Annotated in this window: 22 protein-coding genes and 1 rRNA gene; 7 read left to right on the forward strand and 16 right to left on the reverse strand. The window is 38.8% G+C overall.

Going from position 1 to position 18,717, the window contains the following annotated elements:
- The first annotated feature begins 125 nt into the window (after nt 1-125).
- From rpsU to rpoD, 3 genes are all read left to right on the forward strand, one after another.
- A complete protein-coding gene (gene rpsU / locus KP710_RS08455; protein WP_005627632.1) occupies nt 126-341 on the forward strand; it encodes a 30S ribosomal protein S21 in 216 nt (71 codons plus the stop codon).
- Between the two features lie 133 nt (nt 342-474).
- Nucleotides 475-2,256 carry a DNA primase gene (gene dnaG, locus KP710_RS08460; RefSeq protein ID WP_048952885.1) on the forward strand — a complete coding sequence of 594 codons (1,782 nt, stop codon included), beginning with the start codon at nt 475-477 and terminating at the stop codon, nt 2,254-2,256.
- Nucleotides 2,257-2,327: 71 nt separating this feature from the next.
- Nucleotides 2,328-4,211, forward strand: a complete 1,884-nt coding sequence (gene rpoD, locus KP710_RS08465; RefSeq protein ID WP_048952884.1) for an RNA polymerase sigma factor RpoD — start codon at nt 2,328-2,330, stop codon at nt 4,209-4,211.
- 101 nt (nt 4,212-4,312) lie between these two features.
- Here the strand turns inward: rpoD and rplI are convergent, their stop codons facing one another.
- The 5 genes from rplI to infA form a co-directional block, all read right to left on the reverse strand.
- Complete coding sequence (gene rplI, locus KP710_RS08470; RefSeq protein ID WP_005627626.1) at nt 4,313-4,762, reverse strand: 50S ribosomal protein L9; 450 nt, start codon at nt 4,760-4,762, stop codon at nt 4,313-4,315.
- 16 nt (nt 4,763-4,778) lie between these two features.
- The gene (rpsR, locus tag KP710_RS08475) at nt 4,779-5,006 is read right to left on the reverse strand and encodes a 30S ribosomal protein S18 (RefSeq protein ID WP_005598105.1); all 228 of its coding nucleotides are present in this window, start codon (nt 5,004-5,006) and stop codon (nt 4,779-4,781) included.
- A gap of 12 nt (nt 5,007-5,018) precedes the next feature.
- Nucleotides 5,019-5,345, reverse strand: coding sequence for a primosomal replication protein N (gene priB / locus KP710_RS08480; protein ID WP_065264930.1), 327 nt, complete (start codon nt 5,343-5,345; stop codon nt 5,019-5,021).
- On the reverse strand, nt 5,332-5,709 hold the full coding sequence (rpsF, locus tag KP710_RS08485; protein ID WP_005627620.1) for a 30S ribosomal protein S6: 378 nt from the start codon (nt 5,707-5,709) through the stop codon (nt 5,332-5,334). Before rpsF ends, priB begins: the two co-directional genes overlap by 14 nt.
- Before the next feature lie 198 nt (nt 5,710-5,907).
- A complete protein-coding gene (gene infA / locus KP710_RS08490; protein ID WP_005627617.1) occupies nt 5,908-6,126 on the reverse strand; it encodes a translation initiation factor IF-1 in 219 nt (72 codons plus the stop codon).
- Between the two features lie 205 nt (nt 6,127-6,331).
- On the opposite strand from infA, the gene rsmA reads away from it, so the two are divergent.
- The 4 genes from rsmA (at nt 6,332) to KP710_RS08510 (ending at nt 10,105) form a co-directional block, all read left to right on the forward strand.
- Nucleotides 6,332-7,195: a 16S rRNA (adenine(1518)-N(6)/adenine(1519)-N(6))-dimethyltransferase RsmA gene (gene rsmA / locus KP710_RS08495; protein ID WP_111407917.1), complete on the forward strand. Its 864-nt coding sequence runs from the start codon at nt 6,332-6,334 to the stop codon at nt 7,193-7,195.
- A 14-nt stretch (nt 7,196-7,209) separates the two neighbouring features.
- Nucleotides 7,210-8,037, forward strand: coding sequence for a bis(5'-nucleosyl)-tetraphosphatase (symmetrical) ApaH (apaH, locus tag KP710_RS08500; RefSeq protein WP_111407918.1), 828 nt, complete (start codon nt 7,210-7,212; stop codon nt 8,035-8,037).
- A 9-nt stretch (nt 8,038-8,046) separates the two neighbouring features.
- Nucleotides 8,047-8,670, forward strand: coding sequence for a glucose-6-phosphate 1-dehydrogenase family protein (locus KP710_RS08505; protein WP_111407919.1), 624 nt, complete (start codon nt 8,047-8,049; stop codon nt 8,668-8,670).
- A gap of 100 nt (nt 8,671-8,770) precedes the next feature.
- Nucleotides 8,771-10,105, forward strand: coding sequence for an NAD(P)/FAD-dependent oxidoreductase (locus KP710_RS08510; RefSeq protein ID WP_111407920.1), 1,335 nt, complete (start codon nt 8,771-8,773; stop codon nt 10,103-10,105).
- Nucleotides 10,106-10,145: 40 nt separating this feature from the next.
- Here the strand turns inward: KP710_RS08510 and rseB are convergent, their stop codons facing one another.
- From rseB to rrf, 11 genes are all read right to left on the reverse strand, one after another.
- The gene (rseB, locus tag KP710_RS08515) at nt 10,146-11,093 is read right to left on the reverse strand and encodes a sigma-E factor regulatory protein RseB (RefSeq protein WP_032803392.1); all 948 of its coding nucleotides are present in this window, start codon (nt 11,091-11,093) and stop codon (nt 10,146-10,148) included.
- An 87-nt stretch (nt 11,094-11,180) separates the two neighbouring features.
- The gene (locus KP710_RS08520) at nt 11,181-11,768 is read right to left on the reverse strand and encodes a sigma-E factor negative regulatory protein (RefSeq protein WP_009500401.1); all 588 of its coding nucleotides are present in this window, start codon (nt 11,766-11,768) and stop codon (nt 11,181-11,183) included.
- 17 nt (nt 11,769-11,785) lie between these two features.
- Nucleotides 11,786-12,364: an RNA polymerase sigma factor RpoE gene (gene rpoE / locus KP710_RS08525; protein WP_005627595.1), complete on the reverse strand. Its 579-nt coding sequence runs from the start codon at nt 12,362-12,364 to the stop codon at nt 11,786-11,788.
- A gap of 108 nt (nt 12,365-12,472) precedes the next feature.
- On the reverse strand, nt 12,473-12,730 hold the full coding sequence (locus KP710_RS08530; RefSeq protein ID WP_005643996.1) for an FAD assembly factor SdhE: 258 nt from the start codon (nt 12,728-12,730) through the stop codon (nt 12,473-12,475).
- Nucleotides 12,731-12,824: 94 nt separating this feature from the next.
- A complete protein-coding gene (mscL, locus tag KP710_RS08535) occupies nt 12,825-13,211 on the reverse strand; it encodes a large-conductance mechanosensitive channel protein MscL (RefSeq protein ID WP_005630888.1) in 387 nt (128 codons plus the stop codon).
- A 73-nt stretch (nt 13,212-13,284) separates the two neighbouring features.
- The gene (gene trkA, locus KP710_RS08540) at nt 13,285-14,661 is read right to left on the reverse strand and encodes a Trk system potassium transporter TrkA (RefSeq protein ID WP_140450255.1); all 1,377 of its coding nucleotides are present in this window, start codon (nt 14,659-14,661) and stop codon (nt 13,285-13,287) included.
- A gap of 3 nt (nt 14,662-14,664) precedes the next feature.
- A complete protein-coding gene (locus KP710_RS08545) occupies nt 14,665-15,468 on the reverse strand; it encodes a glycosyltransferase family 2 protein (protein WP_048952909.1) in 804 nt (267 codons plus the stop codon).
- An 8-nt stretch (nt 15,469-15,476) separates the two neighbouring features.
- Nucleotides 15,477-16,829, reverse strand: coding sequence for a 16S rRNA (cytosine(967)-C(5))-methyltransferase RsmB (rsmB, locus tag KP710_RS08550; protein WP_048952875.1), 1,353 nt, complete (start codon nt 16,827-16,829; stop codon nt 15,477-15,479).
- Nucleotides 16,829-17,785, reverse strand: coding sequence for a methionyl-tRNA formyltransferase (gene fmt / locus KP710_RS08555; protein ID WP_111407922.1), 957 nt, complete (start codon nt 17,783-17,785; stop codon nt 16,829-16,831). The genes rsmB and fmt overlap by 1 nt, the downstream gene beginning before the upstream one ends.
- A gap of 75 nt (nt 17,786-17,860) precedes the next feature.
- Entirely contained in the window at nt 17,861-18,370 is a 510-nt protein-coding gene (gene def / locus KP710_RS08560; RefSeq protein WP_111407923.1) for a peptide deformylase, read from the reverse strand.
- Between the two features lie 221 nt (nt 18,371-18,591).
- Nucleotides 18,592-18,707 (reverse strand): 5S ribosomal RNA (gene rrf, locus KP710_RS08565).
- Nucleotides 18,708-18,717 lie beyond the last annotated feature (10 nt).

Below are 18,717 nucleotides of genomic sequence, written 5' to 3' on the forward strand. Positions count from 1 at the left end.
TACTTTTTCCCTAAAAGTAGATTAGAATTGCGTCCTTTGTTAAATTTACCATTTGCACAGTGGTGCTTTGGTGAAAATAAAATTTTAAATTGCAATTAAATTAAACTCATTGAGGTGATTGGCTTATGCCTGTAATTAAAGTACGTGAAAACGAATCATTTGACGTAGCTTTACGTCGTTTCAAACGCTCTTGCGAAAAAGCGGGAATCTTAGCTGAAGTACGCGCTCGCGAATTTTACGAAAAACCAACTACAATTCGTAAACGTGAAAATGCAACACTTGCAAAACGTCACGCAAAACGCAACGCTCGCGAAAACGCGCGCAATACCCGTTTATACTAATTTATAGTATTTTCTGACTCGAGTTAAGACAAACCGTGAATCCTTTGGACTCACGGTTTTGTTACTTTAAGCAAAACAAAAATCTACGCCAAAAACGACCGCACTTTCACACCACGATCACGGAGGCTCGACAATGAAAGGTTCTATTCCACGCCCCTTTATTGATGATTTGCTAACAAAATCCGATATTGTCGATGTGATTAACACGCGCGTAAAACTAAAAAAAGCTGGCCGCGATTATCAAGCCTGCTGCCCTTTCCATCACGAAAAAACACCATCCTTCACGGTTAGTCAAAAGAAACAGTTTTATCATTGCTTCGGCTGTGGCGCACATGGTAATGCCATTTCCTTTTTAATGGATTATGACAAACTTGAATTTGTAGAGGCTATTGAAGAACTTGCAGCGATGGCAGGGCTTGAAGTTCCTTACGAAAAACGCGCTAATAACAGCGGGAAACCTCAAGCTAATTATCAAACCAAACGAAATCTCTATGAATTAATGCAAGAGATTGCCAAGTTTTATCAAAGCCAATTGCCATTAAATACGCAAGCGCAAGAATATTTACAACAACGTGGGCTTTCGGCTGAAATTATTGAGCGTTTCCAAATTGGGTTTGTACCGAATGCAATGGATACGGTATTGCGTAAATTTGGTGTCAATCGCGAAGAACAACAAAAACTCATTGAATTAGGCATGCTTTCTCGAAATGATCGTGGCAATATTTACGATAAATTCCGAAATCGCATTATGTTTCCAATTCGCGATAAACGTGGGCGCACAGTGGCTTTTGGAGGGCGGGTATTAACAGATGAAAAACCGAAATATCTGAATTCGCCAGAAACCATTACTTATCATAAAGGTAACGAGCTTTATGGTTTGTATGAAGCCTTACAAGCCAACGATGAACCAAAACAATTACTTGTTGTTGAAGGTTATATGGATGTGGTGGCATTAGCACAATTTGGCGTGGATTATGCGGTCGCTTCTTTAGGTACGTCCACAACATCAGAACAAATTCAACTTATTTTTCGTTCGACTGAGCAAGTTGTTTGTTGTTACGATGGTGACCGTGCAGGGCGTGATGCGGCTTGGCGAGCATTAGAAAATGCGTTGCCTTATTTAGAAGATGGCAGACAACTCAAATTTATTTTCTTACCAGAGGGAGAAGATCCTGATACTTACATTCGCCAATATGGCAAAGAAAAATTTGAAGAATATATCGAAAGTGCACAATCTTTAAGCGAGTTTATGTTTGCTCACTTAAGCCCACAAGTTGATTTTTCTAGCAAAGAAGGGCGCGGAAAATTAGTTGCTCTGGCTGCACCGTTAATTCGCCAAATTCCAGGGGAAATGCTGCGCTTATCACTACGCAATATGCTTGCTCAGAAACTTGGGATTTTTGATCAAACTCAGCTAGAAAATCTTATTCCAAAACAATTAGAACAAACTGACACACAACAAAAAGTTGCTAATAATAAAATCAAGAAGACACCAATGCGAATGGTCATTTCATTGCTTCTTCAAAATCCTGAATTAGTGAAAAGAATGTCTGAAAGCGGTGTGCAAGCATTACGTGCAGAAGCTGGTTTTGAAATTCTGGAAAAATTGACCGCACTTTGTCGCCAACGAGAAGGGATTACGACAGGGCAGATTTTAGAGCACTTCCGTGATACGCCTTACAGCAATCCTCTTGAAATACTGGCAACTTGGGATCATTTATTAGACGAAGCAGAAATAATCAATGCATTTTCACAAAACTATCGCCGCTTAAATATTCAAGCCATTGAGCGGGATATTGAAATGCTTATTGCTAAAGAACGAGCTGAAGGACTTACTAACGAGGAAAAAACAGTGCTCGTTCACCTTTTAGCGGGTAAAGAACAGCAGAAAAAACAGTTAGTTAATCCGCAATAACAATGATAAAATTCTAAGTTTGTAACAAGAATTATATTGCTACTATCACATCAAGCAAAACGGATATAAAAATGGAAAAAAATCAACAATCTACAGCTGAACAATATTCAGAACAAATTGAACAACTGATGGAATTAGGTCGCACTCAAGGTTATTTAACCTATGCAGAAATTAATGATTTATTACCAGAAGATGTCATCGACCCTGAATATTACGATAAGTTGCTACAAACGCTGCAAAATGATGCAGGGATTCCGGTTTTGGACGAAGCCCCTGAAAGCGATGAGATGATGTTGAATGACACCATTCCGGATGAAGATGCGGTGGAAGAGGCAACCCAAATTCTTTCAAATGTAGAATCTGAAATCGGTCGAACAACCGATCCTGTCCGTATGTATATGCGTGAAATGGGAACCGTTGATCTTCTTACTCGTGAAGATGAAATCAGCATTGCAAAACGTATTGAAGAAGGAATTGATGAAGTTCAAACATCCATTGCAGCCTATCCTGAAGCTTTAAATGGGTTGCTAAAAAATTATGATGATGTGGAAAAAGGAAACTTCCGTTTAGCTGACTTAATTACAGGTTTTGTCGATCCAAATGCCGAAATAGAAGAACATAATGTCATTGATGAAAACTTTTCTGAAGACGGAGAAGAATCAGAAAGTGCGGACGTTGAAGATAATGAAGATGAAGACGAAAGCGAATCAGAATCTACATCAGATTCAAGCGAATCTGATAATAGCATCGATCCAGAGGTCGCGAGAGAAAAATTCCAACAGTTAAAAGACCAGCATACCAAAACGCTTGCTGTTATTGAAAAACATGGTCGCTCAGGAAAACGAGCCCAGGATCAAATCGTACTGCTTGGTGAAATTTTTAAACAATTCCGCTTAGTACCAAAACAATTCGATTTACTCGTTTTATCAATGAAAGAAATGATGAAACGTGTGCGCTATGAAGAACGCCAATTACAAAAAATATTAGTTGATATTGCTGGAATGCCAAAAGATGATTTTGAAAAACTCATTACAACTAATGGCAGCAATACTGAATGGGTACAAAAAGCCTTAAAATCAAGCAAATCATGGGCAAAACGCTTACCAAAATATGAAGAACGTATTCTTGAGGCATTAAACAACTTAGCTAACATTGAAGAAAATACGAAACTTACCATTACCCAAATGCGCGATATTTGTGATGCAGTCTCCCGAGGTGAACAAAAAGCTCGTCGTGCCAAAAAAGAAATGGTAGAAGCTAACTTGCGTTTAGTAATTTCCATCGCGAAAAAATACACGAATCGCGGTTTACAATTCCTAGACTTAATTCAAGAAGGGAATATTGGCTTAATGAAAGCGGTAGATAAATTTGAGTATCGCCGTGGTTATAAATTCTCTACATATGCGACTTGGTGGATTCGCCAAGCAATTACACGATCTATTGCAGACCAAGCTCGTACAATCCGTATTCCGGTACATATGATTGAAACAATCAATAAACTTAACCGCATTTCTCGCCAGTTACTACAAGAAATGGGACGTGAAGCAACGCCAGAAGAATTAGCTGAACGCATGGGTATGCCGGAAGATAAAATCCGTAAGGTATTGAAAATTGCAAAAGAGCCAATTTCTATGGAAACGCCTATCGGTGATGACGATGACTCACATTTAGGTGATTTTATTGAAGATTCAACCTTAGAACTTCCTTTAGATTCTGCAACAGCACAAAGCTTAAGAGTTGCGACTCACGAAGTTCTTGAAGGCCTAACACCACGAGAAGCAAAAGTATTACGTATGCGTTTTGGTATCGATATGAATACCGATCATACGCTTGAAGAAGTGGGTAAACAATTCGACGTTACACGCGAACGTATTCGTCAAATTGAAGCAAAAGCGTTACGTAAATTACGCCATCCGAGCCGCTCAGAAACATTAAGAAGTTTCCTTGACGACTAAAAGTTACAAATAAAAAGGAGCTATGCTCCTTTTTTATTACATTAAACTAATAATAAAAAAACCCGATCTAAGACCGGGTTTTATTTTGCCTATCTGACAAATTATTCTGCAACAACGATTACATCTAATGTTGCAAATACTTCACCGTGAAGTTGGAAACGAACATCGTGGTCACCAAGAGTACGGATTGGACCGTTTGGTAAACGAACTTCACTTTTCGCAATTTTAACGCCTGCTGCAGTTACTGCTTCTGCCACATCACGAGTAGTGATTGCGCCGAATAAACGACCTTCATCACCTGCTTTAGATGCGATAGTCACAGAACCTAATGCAGTAACTTCTGCTGCACGAGCTTGAGCTGCTGCAAGATTTGCTGCTGCTGCCGCTTCTAATTCTGCACGACGTGCTTCAAAGTGTTCAATGTTAGCTTTAGTTGCCATAACTGCTTTACCTTGTGGGATTAAGAAGTTACGCGCAAAACCTGATTTAACATTTACTTGATCGCCCACTTGACCTAAGTGAACAATTTTATCTAAAAGAATTACTTGCATTACCGTATCTCCTTAATTACTGATGATTGTCAGTGTATGGAAGTAACGCTAAATAGCGAGCGCGTTTGATTGCACGTGCTAATTGACGTTGGTACTTCGCACGAGTACCGGTAATACGGCTAGGTACAATTTTGCCGCTTTCTGAAATATAGTTCTTTAATGTAGCGATATCTTTGTAATCGATTTCAACAACATTTTCCGCTGTGAAACGGCAGAACTTACGACGACGGAAATAACGTGCCATTTGGCTAGTCTCCTAATCTATAAATTCGATTTGCTCGGCATGTAAAACTAATTGGCATAACCCACTTTGGGTTTTATGTGATGTAATAAATCCCACCACCAAAATTTTACTACCGACCGTAATGCTTTGAGTTTTTTCTATCAATTGATTACCACTAATTTGAACTGGCATCTTTAACCAAGCTTGACGTGTGAAACCACCTTCAATCTGATCAGAACGATGTTCTAACAAAAACTTGCAATGCTCAATTCCACTAGGGCTCTTTAATCGCTTTGGCAACTGAGAAACGATTCCCATAACCGAAAAACGATTATCAATTTTCAAATTACTCTTCAGCATCCTCAAAATCGTTGTTTTCAACTTCAGCTAAAGGTTTACGTTCTTCTTTAGCCGCTTTCATTGGGGACGCTTCTGTTACGGCGTGCTTAGTATGGATAACAAGACTGCGTAATACAGCATCGTTATAACGGAAAGTCGTTTCTAGCTCGTCGATGACTTGTTGAGGCGCTTCTACATTCATAAGCACATAGTGTGCTTTGTGTAATTTATTAATTGGGTACGCTAATTGGCGACGTCCCCAATCTTCTAGGCGATGAACTTGACCACCAGCTTCTTTTACAGAACCGGTGTAGCGTTCGATCATACCTGGTACTTGCTCGCTTTGGTCCGGATGAACCATAAACACGATTTCGTAGTGACGCATTACTGCTCCTTACGGGTTAATCAGCCTTTGACGTAGATCAGCCACCAATCTGCAAAGGCAAGGAACGAAAAATTCAATGTGGCTAAGGGTTGCGGATTATACCGATTTTTTTACGTTCCGCAACCAGTTTGAGTTCTTTTTGAACAAAAAAGAAGGCCGATATTATAACAATATCGGCCTATCTCAAGTCTTCTGCGATTAACGACTGCGGAAAATAATACGACCTTTACTTAAATCATAAGGAGTCATTTCTACAGTCACTTTATCCCCAGTCAAAATACGGATATAATTTTTACGCATTTTTCCAGAAATATGTGCAGTAACCACGTGACCGTTTTCTAACTCCACGCGGAACATAGTATTCGGTAAAGTCTCTAAAATTGTGCCTTGCATTTCAATGCAATCTTCTTTCGCCATTGTATCCTCTAAAAATAATCGATTTTTTATCCGCACTTTAGGCGGAAAAGTTAAGAAAAACGGGCGGATTATAGCCGTTTTTGGCTTTCTACGAAAGAAAAAATAATATTGTTCATAAAAAACTCAATTTAGCATAAGTTAACAATGATTTACAAAGCCAAAACAAGCCCTATAATAACCGCACTCTTATAAAAGAAGATAATATATGAATTCAAAAAAACACTTAGGCCATACGGCGCGTAAACGCTTTGGTCAAAACTTTTTACATGATACCTCTGTAATTCAAGGTATCGTGGCGGCAATTTACCCTCACCCCAATCAATTCTTAGTGGAAATTGGTCCTGGGCTGGGGGCATTAACAGAGCCTGTTGGTGAACTTGTCGATCATCTGACTGTAGTAGAGCTTGACCGAGACTTAGCAGAACGTTTACGTCACCATCCATTTTTACATCAAAAGCTAACCGTTATTGAAACGGATGCGATGCAATTTGATTTTGGTGAACTTTATACAAAAGAAAATTTAGCAGAAAAAGGGCAAAAATTACGTGTGTTTGGTAACTTACCTTACAACATTTCTACCCCATTGATGTTCCACTTGTTTAAGTATCATGATGTGATTCAAGATATGCACTTCATGCTGCAAAAAGAAGTGGTGAAACGCTTATGTGCAGGACCAAATAGTAAAGCCTATGGCCGTTTAACCATTATGGCGCAATACTTCTGCCAAGTGATGCCTGTACTTGAAGTGCCACCTTCTGCCTTCAAACCTGCACCGAAAGTGGATTCAGCTGTTGTGCGTTTAATTCCTCATAAAGAATTGCCGCACCCTGTAAAAGATTTATATTGGCTGAACCGCGTGTGCTCCCAAGCGTTTAATCAACGCCGTAAAACACTGCGCAATGCGCTCTCAACATTATTTTCACCTGAAAATCTGACCGCACTTGGTATTGATTTAAATGCACGTGCAGAAAATTTGGCTATCGCAGATTATGCCCGCTTAGCAAACTGGTTGGCGGATAATCCTCCTGCTGATATTAATAAAGATGAAATCTTAGATTCAGAAGAGTAAAAGAGCGGTCAAAAATGGCAACCTATTTCGTCGGCGACTTGCAAGGCTGTTATGATGAATTACAGCTTTTATTAGAGAGTGTAGATTTCAATCCTACGCAAGATAAACTTTATCTTGTGGGAGATCTTGTGGCCCGTGGGGATAAATCACTTGAATGCCTTCGTTTCGTAAAATCACTTGGCAATGCAGCACAAACTGTACTAGGCAATCACGATTTACACTTAATTGCGACTGCACTGGGTATTAAAAAAGTGAAACCACGTGATCGTGTTGGTGCCATTTTTAATGCGCCCGATTTTGATGAACTGATTCATTGGTTACGTCATCAGCCATTACTTGTACACAATGAAGAATTAAACTTCCTGATGGCGCATGCTGGTATTTCGCCTGATTGGGATTTGAAAACTGCGAAATCTTGTGCAGCTGAAGTTGAACAGATTTTGCAACACGGTGATTTTCATTATCTCATTGAAAATATGTATTCTGAACAGCCTGATCGCTGGTCGCCAGATTTACAGGGCTTAGCGCGTCATCGTTACATCATTAATGCTTTTACTCGAATGCGTTTTTGCTATTTAGATCATCGTTTTGATTTTGCCTGTAAATCCCCTTTAAAAGATGCACCAGCTGAACTCACGCCTTGGTTTAATTTAGATAACCCACTTTATAAACAAATTCCCATTATCTTTGGGCATTGGGCAAGTTTAGTGGATGAGCCTACTCCACCAGGTATTTATGCCTTGGATACAGGATGTGTGTGGAATAATCGGATGAGCCTGTTGCGTTGGGAAGACAGACAGATCTTCACGCAAAGTGCGGTCAAAAATTACAGTGATTTTTAAGGAAACGCCATGCTCTCGCTCAATGCTGAATCTTGCGAACTGTTCAATATTCCTTTCTATCAATTCGCCCAAATGAAGAAATTCTGCCCGGAAGATATTCCGGCAATTAAAGCTGATTACAAATTACATTGGGATAACTGGAAAGCTATTATCCAAGAAGTCGCAAAGCAGCTTGGCACACCTTTTGCAAAACCGCATATTGAAAGCTGGACCAATGGCTGGCAGGTACGCGCCCATTTCTTCGCTTATTTTAAATACGAGTTTAACCAAAATTCTGCAGCCATTTTTTCCGTGCTCTTAAATCGCCGTCGATTAAGAGTGTGCTTGGATTGGCACTGCTATCGTGCCGATCGCTCACAAATTAATGTGCAACAATATAATTATTGGCTTGATCAATTTGATTTCAAACAATTTGCTGATTTTGATATTTGGCGAGAGGGTGAAAGTGAATATGATGATTTTCGCCAAGTAAAACAAATGACTAAAAACGATCTCATTTTACGCTCAGAAGAAGATTTTTGGTGTATTGGGAAAAGTATTGAAAAAGATCAACTAAGTCAAATCGATCCCATTTTATTTATCACCCAAACCATCCAACAATTACAACCGCTTTACGATCGCTGCCATCAATGAAATGCGGTCATTTCCATTAAATTTTTTCTTCTTGTTTATTTGTTATGCTATCATTACAGCAGTTTAACATTTTTAACAATTTTGCTTTTAGGAGTACATTATGAAAAACGTCGTGATCGTTGGCGGGGGGGCTGGCGGCATTGAATTAGCGACATTTTTAGGCGACAAATTAGGTCGAAAAGAACAGGCTAAAGTGACGCTTGTGGATCGCAATACGACCCATTTGTGGAAACCATTATTACATGAAATAGCTACGGGTGTGATGGATGATGGCATGGATTCTCTTAGCTATCGCGCACATGGTAAAAATCACCATTTCAGTTTTGAACAGGGTTCAATCACTCGTATTAATCGTGAACAAAAATATGTTGAACTCGCCCCTGTTTATGGGCAAGAAGGCGATATGCTCGTCATTGCTCGCCGAATTCCTTATGATTACTTAGTGGTTGCAATCGGTAGCAAATCAAATGATTTCAACACAAAAGGTGTGGCAGATAACTGTATTTTCTTAGACAGCTCAGATCAAGCATTGCGCTTTCAGCAAAAAATGTTGGAATTATTCCTTAAATTCTCTGAAAACCGTGCTTTAGATGATATTGGTGAAGAAGAATTTAAACAAAAATTAGTGGATGAAAATAAAGTGAATATTGCCATTGTCGGTGGTGGAGCAACTGGTGTGGAATTAACAGCTGAGCTTTATCATGCTACGGAAGATTTATCTTCTTACGGCTATGGCAAGATTGATAACTCATGTTTACAAGTCACACTCGTTGAAGCAGGACCTCGCTTACTGCCAGCATTACCCGAAGATTTATCCGCTGCAGTATTAGAGGAATTGCAAGAAATGGGCGCGAACGTGAAATTAAACACGATGATCACGGAAGCCCAACCAAACACGCTCATCACCAAAGATGACGAAGAAATCAAAGCTGATCTGATTGTGTGGGCAGCAGGTGTTCGCACCTCAACGGTGACACAGCAATTCGATGGATTAGAGCTTAACCGTATCAATCAATTAGTGGTAAAAGATACTCTCCAAACCACTGTGGATGACAGCATTTTCGCCATTGGCGACTGTGCAGCATTAATGCAACCAAACGGTAAATTAGTCCCGCCAAGAGCTCAAGCCGCACATCAAATGGCAAAAGCTTGTGCAAAAAATATCTTTGCACTTTTTGAGCAAAAACCATTAAAAGCATTTAAATATAATGATAAAGGCACCTTGGTTTCTCTCTCGAGCTTTACTGCATTAGGCAGTATTTCGAATAAATTTGGAAAAAATCCACTTACCGTTCAAGGTAAATTTGCACAATTTGCCTATGTATCCTTATATAGAATGCATCAACATGCTTTACATGGTTGCATTAAAATTGGATTGATTATTCTGGTTGATAAACTTAATCGTTATTTAAAACCAAGATTAAAATTACACTAATCTTTAAAAACAAAAGTGCGGTGAAAAATCACCGCACTTATTATCGAAATTTAACTTCTTGTACAATACGCTTAGCTGCAGCTATGGGCAATTGCCCGATAAAAGTAATTTCTTTTCCACCATTCACTTCACTATAAATCGTATATGCCCCTTGCTTCCAAGTATTTTCTGGCAAAACATTAGAACCTGCGTTAGAAACAAATAGTGTAAAAGTAAACAAACCATCGCTATATAGCGCACTATCTATCACTTCATTTTCTAATGTTTCTTGAGTATATCGAATTAAAGAAAAACCTTGTGGCAACCAACCTGCAGACCAAGTTATATCTGAACTTTGTTCATTTTTACTTTCTTTCAACAAAGGGGGCATTGAGACTTTATTAATATACTCCGTCAACCCTCTTAGTCTATCGTCGATATAAAGCGTTACAACTCTAAACTGATCAAGTAATTTACCCTCACTATCAAGCATATCACCGCGTAATAATAAACCATTTTCTTCATCGACAAACACTAAATATTGATATCGGAAATCATCTTTAGGGACGATACGAATCGTGTCAGCAAAACGCCCAGCCACTCGATCTTTTCCTATTTTTATAAAATCATAAACTGAAGAAAGTTTATCAAAATCAGCGCGAACAACAGCCGGCATTGCATCGACAATATTGCCACTATTAAGCGTAAATGCTTGAGTATTTGGCTGAAAATAACTGACTAAATTATCACGTTGAATAATTTCTTGTTGACGCCCATCAAGCGTCACTAATTGCGCATAAGTTTTATTATCTTTCTTAATATGACGATAGCGAAAGGAATCCATATTTGATGGGGTTGTTTGAACAAAGGCAAGCTCATAATTGAGATTATCCAATGCTTGTGTCATTTTATCTAAAGACTGCTTCGCAGAAAGCTCTTCAGCTGAAGTAATGTTACTAAATAGAAAAGAAAGAGAAAGTGCGGTGAGTTTTAACGCGATTTTTTTCATAAACATTAAATTTAAAGGATAAAAATTCACCACACTAAATAGTATATTAGGTGGTGAATTAACATAAATGCACAGGGCTAATCCATATTATTTTTGACTATTACTACTTACATTTAATGCATCTGCATTCATACGACGTTGTAATTCATAGTTCTGTAACATCGCACCAATACGGCGACTTTTTTGTTCAAGCTGCTCTGATGTCAATGTATCTTTGCTCGGCGCATTGTAGCTAACCTCTTGAACCGCATTATTAAATGGCAAGGTTTGCAATACTGGAGTCTCAGGTAAATTAGACGCTTCGTTTTTATTATTGAAAGATTGAACACCAAGTACCGCCACTAAACATACACCAGCAGCAACCGCAACTTGCGTCATTGGCGCAAAGAACGCTTTTAATTTTTGCATAAATGCAGAATTATGTGCATCTTCTGGTTCAGGTTGAGACACGGCAATGACATCGACTTTCTTCACTTCTTCAGATTCAATTAAACCTGCCATTTTAGCGGTAAAATCAGCCCCTAGAAACAAAACGCTTTCTTTACGCATCACTGCACGTACAGCATGGAATGCCTGCCAAGATTCTTGTAATTCTTCGTCTTTCAATAAAGCATCTGTCAAGCCAGCTTCGACTTGTTCGCCATCCATATAGGCTGAAAGTTGCTCTTTTTGCATAGTAAACTCCGACTTTTTTATTCGCGTTGCATCAGTGGTTGAATTTTATTCTCAATAATTTCCCTTGCGCGGAAAATACGAGAACGAACAGTACCAACAGGGCAATCCATAATTTCTGCAATCTCTTCATAGCTCAAACCTTCTAGCTCTCGCAAGGTGATTGCTGTTTTTAGATCTTCTGGCAAACTGTGAATCGTACTAAACACGATTCGTTCAAGTTCACTAGATAACATTTCATTTTCAGGGGTATCTACATCCCGCAAGTGCGTACCCACATCATAATTTTCAGCATCCTCAGCTAAAATATCTTCATTAGGTGGACGACGCCCTTGAGCCGTTAAATAATTTTTTGCCGTATTGACGGCAATTCGATAAAGCCATGTATAGAAAGCACTTTCGCCACGAAAAGATTCAATTGAGCGATAAGCCTTTATAAAGGATTCTTGCACCACATCAGGAATATCGTTACGTGATACATAGCGAGTCAAAAGCCCCGCCACTTTATTCTGATAACGAGAAACCAACAAATTGAAGGCTTTCTTATCCCCTTGCTGCACTCTTTCTACCAAAGCCTGATCTGTTAGCTGTTCAGCCATATTTCTCCTATGCCAATATCTAACACGCCTTAATATTCAAGACAGCAAGCTCTTGTTGCAATCTCAGACACAAGTGTGTGAAAAAAGTTCATACGTATCTTAATAATTTTAATTAGTTGTGATTTTTTGTACGTTTTGGATATATTCCACCATAGATTGAATTTCTGAATCTGATGATTGACCACGATTAAAAAACCAAGAAAACAGCTGCAGATCTGTACTTGCTAATAAACGAATAAATATATCTTTTTTGTCATCTGTTAATTCATCAAAATGCTTCAAATAAAAAGGCATAATGATTTTATCCAACTCCAACATTCCTCGGCGGCAATCCCATTCAATACGGAGTTTATTATATTTTTCCATTTTTAATTCCTTAAATTTTAGGGGGCGATTATAGCCTAAAAAATAACAATAAAAAAAGGTTGGCATATTTACCAACCTTTATTTTTCAATTTCATTATTTATTTTTTAATAAATCGCGAATTTCTGTGAGCAAATCTTCTGATGTAGGACCTGCTTTTTTCTCTTCAGGTTTTCTCACTTTATTAAGTGCCTTAATCATCATAAAGATTGCAAAAGCAATAATAATGAAATCAATCACATTCTGAATAAATACACCGTAGTTTAAAGTAACAGCTGGAACATCACCTTGTGCTTGAGCTAATACAAATTTCATATCTTTGAAATCAATGCCACCTGTTAAAATACCAAGCACAGGCATAAAAATATCACTAACAAGTGAACTTACGATCTTACCAAACGCACCGCCGATAATCACACCGACAGCCATATCTACAACATTACCGCGCATTGCAAATTCGCGAAATTCTTTAATAAAACTCATAATAATTTTTCCTTTAGAGATTGAATAAAAGAGCGCCTATTATAATGAGTCGCTCTTAAAAGTAAATAAATCGTTAAATGAAGAATGCACTTGGCTGGAACAATTTTTCAATTTCAGGCACATTCTTCTTATCACTCAAATAAATCACCACATGATCGCCTTCTTCAATCACAACTTGGCGTCGTGCAACAATTACATCATTACCACGCAATAAAGCACCAATAATGGTTCCCATAGGCAAACGCAACTCGCCTATTTTGCGCCCGACCACATTGGAGGTGCTTTCATCACCATGCGCGACAATTTCAATAGCCTCAGCAATACCATGTCGTAATGTAGCCACATTTTTCACATCCCCTTTACGAACATGCCCAAGTAAAGCAGAAATTGTCGCTTGCTGTGGTGAAACTACAATATCAATACTTCCACCTTGAATCAGGTTTATATAGGCAATTCGTTGAATCAGCACCATTGCTTTCTTGGCTCCCAAACGTTTTGCCAATAAAGCGGACATAATATTCGCCTCATCATCACTACTCAATGAAAGGAACACATCGACATTTTCAATATGCTCTTCAAACAATAAATTTTGATCAGACGCATCACCATAAAAAACCAAGGTTTTTGAAAGTTTTTCAGCTAGCAAATTAGCCCGTTCTTCATCACGCTCAATTAATTTTACGGTACAAACATTTTCCAAACATTTCGCTACGCCAGCAGCAACATTTCCGCCCCCAACAATCATTACGCGTTTATAAGGTTTTTCTAAGCGTTGAAGTTCGCTCATTACTGCTTTTATATGCTCAGTTGCACAAATAAAAGTAATTTCATCACCGGCTTCAACAATAGTAGAACCCTGCGGACGAATCGGTTTGCCGTTACGCAAAATAGACATAATACGACAATCAATATGTGGCATATGTTCACGAAATGCGGAAAGCGCATATCCAACCAAAGGACCACCATAATAAGCTCTTACCACAACCATGCTAATACGATTATTAGCAAAATAGGCAACTTGTAATGCCCCTGGATAAGCAATTAAGCGTGTAATTTCATCTGTCACAAGATTTTCAGGCGAAATCAAATGATCAATAGGTACATTCTCATCATTGAATAACTTATCTTTTTCACGTAAATATTCTGAATTACGAATACGGGCAATACGAATTGGTGTATTAAATAATGTATAGCCCATTTGGCAGGCTACCATATTGATTTCATCAGAAGCTGTTACGGCAACCATTAAGTCGGCATCGGCCGCACCTGCATCGCGAAGCACTTTTGGTGATGATGGAGAGCCTTGCACCACACGCAAATCATGCTTTTCTTGTAAAGCTTGTAACTGTGGGGACTCATTATCAACTAGTGTGATATCGTTATCTTCACTAACCAAATTTTCGGCAAGCGTTGTTCCTACCTGACCTGCGCCCAAAATAATAATTTTCATCGCTTACTCCGTTCGTTCTAATACAAGAGGACGAATGCCTATTTCTGATGAATTTAGACCGCACTTTAATGCGTTAATTTGACGACAAATTTCATCTGTCACCCCATTAGCCTGCGCCATTTGTTCTTCAGTAATCTCCTGTGGCGATTTTTGGAATAAAATCGCATCCAATAGCCGTTCTGCATGCATTCCATCTCTGCAGTAATGAAGTACCCCAACATCATTAAATAGCGTTGCAACTTTAGCTATCTTAGTTGTCGCAATACCAAGTGCACCATCTTCACCGCCTAATTGACGAAATAATTCATCTTGTGGAAAACCGCCACACGCCAAGAAAAAAGCTCGACGAAAAACCATGCTCCCACCACAGGTCATTCGCATATGTTGCCATGCAAACTCAAAATTAGGATGTTCAGCGTAGCGCGCGGGCAAATCAATCGGTTTTAATGCTAAACGTACCACTGAGGTATCTGATTGAAAATGAAAAGTCGCCGCAGCAACTTCTAATGCGCCCTGTTCATAAGCATCATCAGCGTCTAAAAAAGCAATAAATTCATTACTTGATTGCAAAGCACCCCAATTGCGCGTTTTCGCCACCCCGCTATTTCTCGACATAGACTCGACAACTATCTTTTCCGGATATTGTGTTGCCCATTCTTGCGCTAAAGCTAACGTGTTATCTTTAGAGCCATCATCAATCAACCAAATTTTCCCCAAATAAGTTTGAGACAATACGGACTGCACTGCACGAGATAGCGTTTGTTCTGCATTATAGCAAGGAATAATTACATCAATATTGGCAAACATTTTAGCCTCTAAGCACATTTACGTAACTTCGCATAATAGAACCCATCACCACCATTTGGTTGCGGAATGAATTGAAAACCCACCGCACTTGTATCATCACCAAAAGGTAATGACAATAACTCTGCATCCGCGTGAGCATTTAAAAATGCTTGGATTTGTTCGCAATTTTCTTCTGGCAATACAGAACAAGTCGCATAAAGCAAAACACCATTTTCCTTAAGTTTTTCCCAAAGCGCACTCAGAATTTTCTTCTGTAATTCAACGAGCTGAGCGATATCGGCTTCTTTGCGTAACCATTTTATATCGGGGTGGCGACGAATCACCCCTGTAGCAGAACAAGGAGCATCAAGTAAAATTCGGTCAAATTTCACCGCACTTTTACCGATTTCATCTAACCATTCGTTAGGTTTACTCGCATCACCACACACCACTATCGCTTGCTGATTTAAACGTGCAAGATTTTCTTCCACTCGTTTTAAGCGATGCGCTTCTACATCTAATGCAATCACATTAGCTTGAGGTGCCAGTTCCAAAATATGGGTCGTCTTACCGCCCGGTGCCGCGCAAGCATCGAGGATCCACTCCTCATTTTTTGGCTCAAGCAACGTTGCTGCCCACTGTGCACTTAAATCTTGTACTGTTACAGCTCCTTCTTCAAAGTGCGGTAATTTTTGCACAGCAATCGGTATATCTAAACACAGCGCATTAGGATGATGGCTTGTTTTCGAAGAAACACCTTGTTCTTCAAGTAAAGTGCGGTAAGTTTCGAGTGAGTTTTTTTGTGAATTCACACGTAGCCACATTGGTGGTTTCTGATTGTTCGCCTCAATGATCTCACGCCAATTCGGATAGGCTTTTTTTAATTTATTCACGAACCATTCAGGGTGAAGCGTTTGCCAATTTTTATCAATAATTGCCAAAATTTCATCTTGCTCACGTAAAAATCTACGCAAAACCGCATTCACTAATCCTCTAAAACTATCAGATTTTAATGATTTTGTTGCGTTCACAACTTCATCAACTGCCGCATGAGCAGGCACTCTCATGTAAAGCAATTGGTATAACCCTACAAGCAACAGGCAATGAACAATGCGAGTTTTACCTTTAAGCGGTTTATCCACAAGACGTTTGATAATTTGCTCTAAGCGAGGCAATACGCGACACACGCCAAAACAAATTTCTTGTAACAAGGGCAAATCTTGGGCTTTAACAGAAGATTGCACTTCTGGAATTAACGCCGACAAGGATTTGCCCTCATCCAATACTTGCAAAATTAAGTTTGCTGCAATAGCTCTGGTCGAAAGTGCGGTCATTTTTACTGAATTTTTTACGTTGATAGTTTTAGAAGAAAATTTTTTCATTATGCAAGCATCTTACCAATAGTAAACCATTCTGCACGGCCATTTAATAAATCTTGTGCAGACATAGGCTTTTTACCTGCAGGTTGCAATTGCAATAAATTTAAGACGCCATCAACAGTCGCAATTTGAATGCCATTTTTGTCCGCACTTAAAATAGTTCCCGCTGGTTTATCTTGATGAGGAAACACTTCCGCTTGATATACTTTTAAAGTTTGTGCATTGCCATCCTTATCTTCTGTTGAAAAATAAGCAATCGGCCAAGGATTAAAAGCACGAATATTACGCTCAAGTTGCATTGCAGAAAGTGACCAATCTAATTGCGCCTCTTCTTTAGAAAGCTTTTCTGCATAATTGCTTTGACTGTCATCTTGTTTTTCGGCTATAAATTTACCGTTTTCAAGATTATCTAAAACATCGATTAATGCCGATGGAGCAAGCTCTGCCAGTTTGTTATAAAGACTTGTTGAAGTTTCAGTCGGTAAAATATCACAATAAACTTTGTGTAACATATCACCTGTATCTAAACCCTCATCCATTTGCATAATAGTTACGCCAGTTTGTGCATCACCAGCCCAAATTGAGCGCTGAATGGGTGCAGCTCCTCTCCAACGGGGAAGAATAGAACCATGCACATTCAAACAACCTAAACGAGGGGCGTCTAATACAGCTTTCGGTAAAATTAATCCATAAGCGACAACAACCATTACATCTGCATTTAACGCTTTTAGTTCAAACTGAGCCTCTTCTTTACGTAAGGATTTAGGTTGATAAACGGGAATGTTATTTTGCTCTGCAAGTTGCTTGACTGGGCTTGCTTGCAATTTTTTACCGCGACCAGCTGGTTTATCTGGTTGAGTATAAACAGCGATCACGTTATGTTGAGAATTTAGAATGGCTTGTAAATGCTGTGCAGCAAAATCTGGCGTACCAGCAAAAATAATATTAAGTGATTTCATAATGTTCTACGTTATGGTGATTGATAGGAAAAAGTGCGGTTAAAATCAACCGCACTTTAATTAAGAATAAGAAGCTTATTGTTTCGCAATTTGTTTTTTATATTTCACCAATTTTTCTTTAATACGTTGGCGTTTAAGTGGAGAAAGATAATCAACAAATAAAATTCCATTTAAATGATCAATTTCGTGTTGAATACATATCGCAAGCAAACCATCAGCATCTAAAGTAAATTCTTTACCATCACGATCTAACGCTCTCACTTTCACTTTTTCTTTACGAGTAACCAACGCACGGAACCCTGGAATGGATAAACACCCCTCTTCAATTCCAGTTTCGCCTTCAGAAGCCAAAATTTCAGGATTAATCAAGACAAGCTGATTTTTTTTATCACCTTCAACATCAATAGTAATAATACGTTGCAAAATATCTACTTGAGGTGCAGCTAAACCAATACCTTCCTCTTGATACATCGTATCAAACATATCATCAACAATTTTACGAATTGCATCATTAACTTCAGTAACAGGCTCACAAACAACCTTTAAGTGATCATCAGGATAAATTAAAACATTAAGTGCGGTCATAATTTCTCTTGTTTTAAGGATAGAATTTTAGCGGGATTGTAGCACAGCTAATAAAACATTTATAGGACGTGACTTCATATGAGTTGAAAAATCACTTATTTATTGAAAATTAAAATCAGACTCTTATTTGATTAAATAATGAGTAAATTCCAAAAAACAAAAACCCCAGTAGTTCAACTGGGGTTCTTCTGTTTTTATTTAATTTAGCTTTGTATTTAGTAACCTGGCGGTGCCCTACTCTCACATGGGGAAGCCCCACACTACCATCGGCATTACAGCGTTTCACTTCTGAGTTCGGTATGGTGTCAGGTGGTTCCACCGCACTATCGCCGCCAGGATAATTCTTT

The organism is Haemophilus sp. SZY H35 (genome assembly GCF_018829705.1).
GTDB classification, from domain to species: domain Bacteria; phylum Pseudomonadota; class Gammaproteobacteria; order Enterobacterales; family Pasteurellaceae; genus Haemophilus; species Haemophilus haemolyticus_K.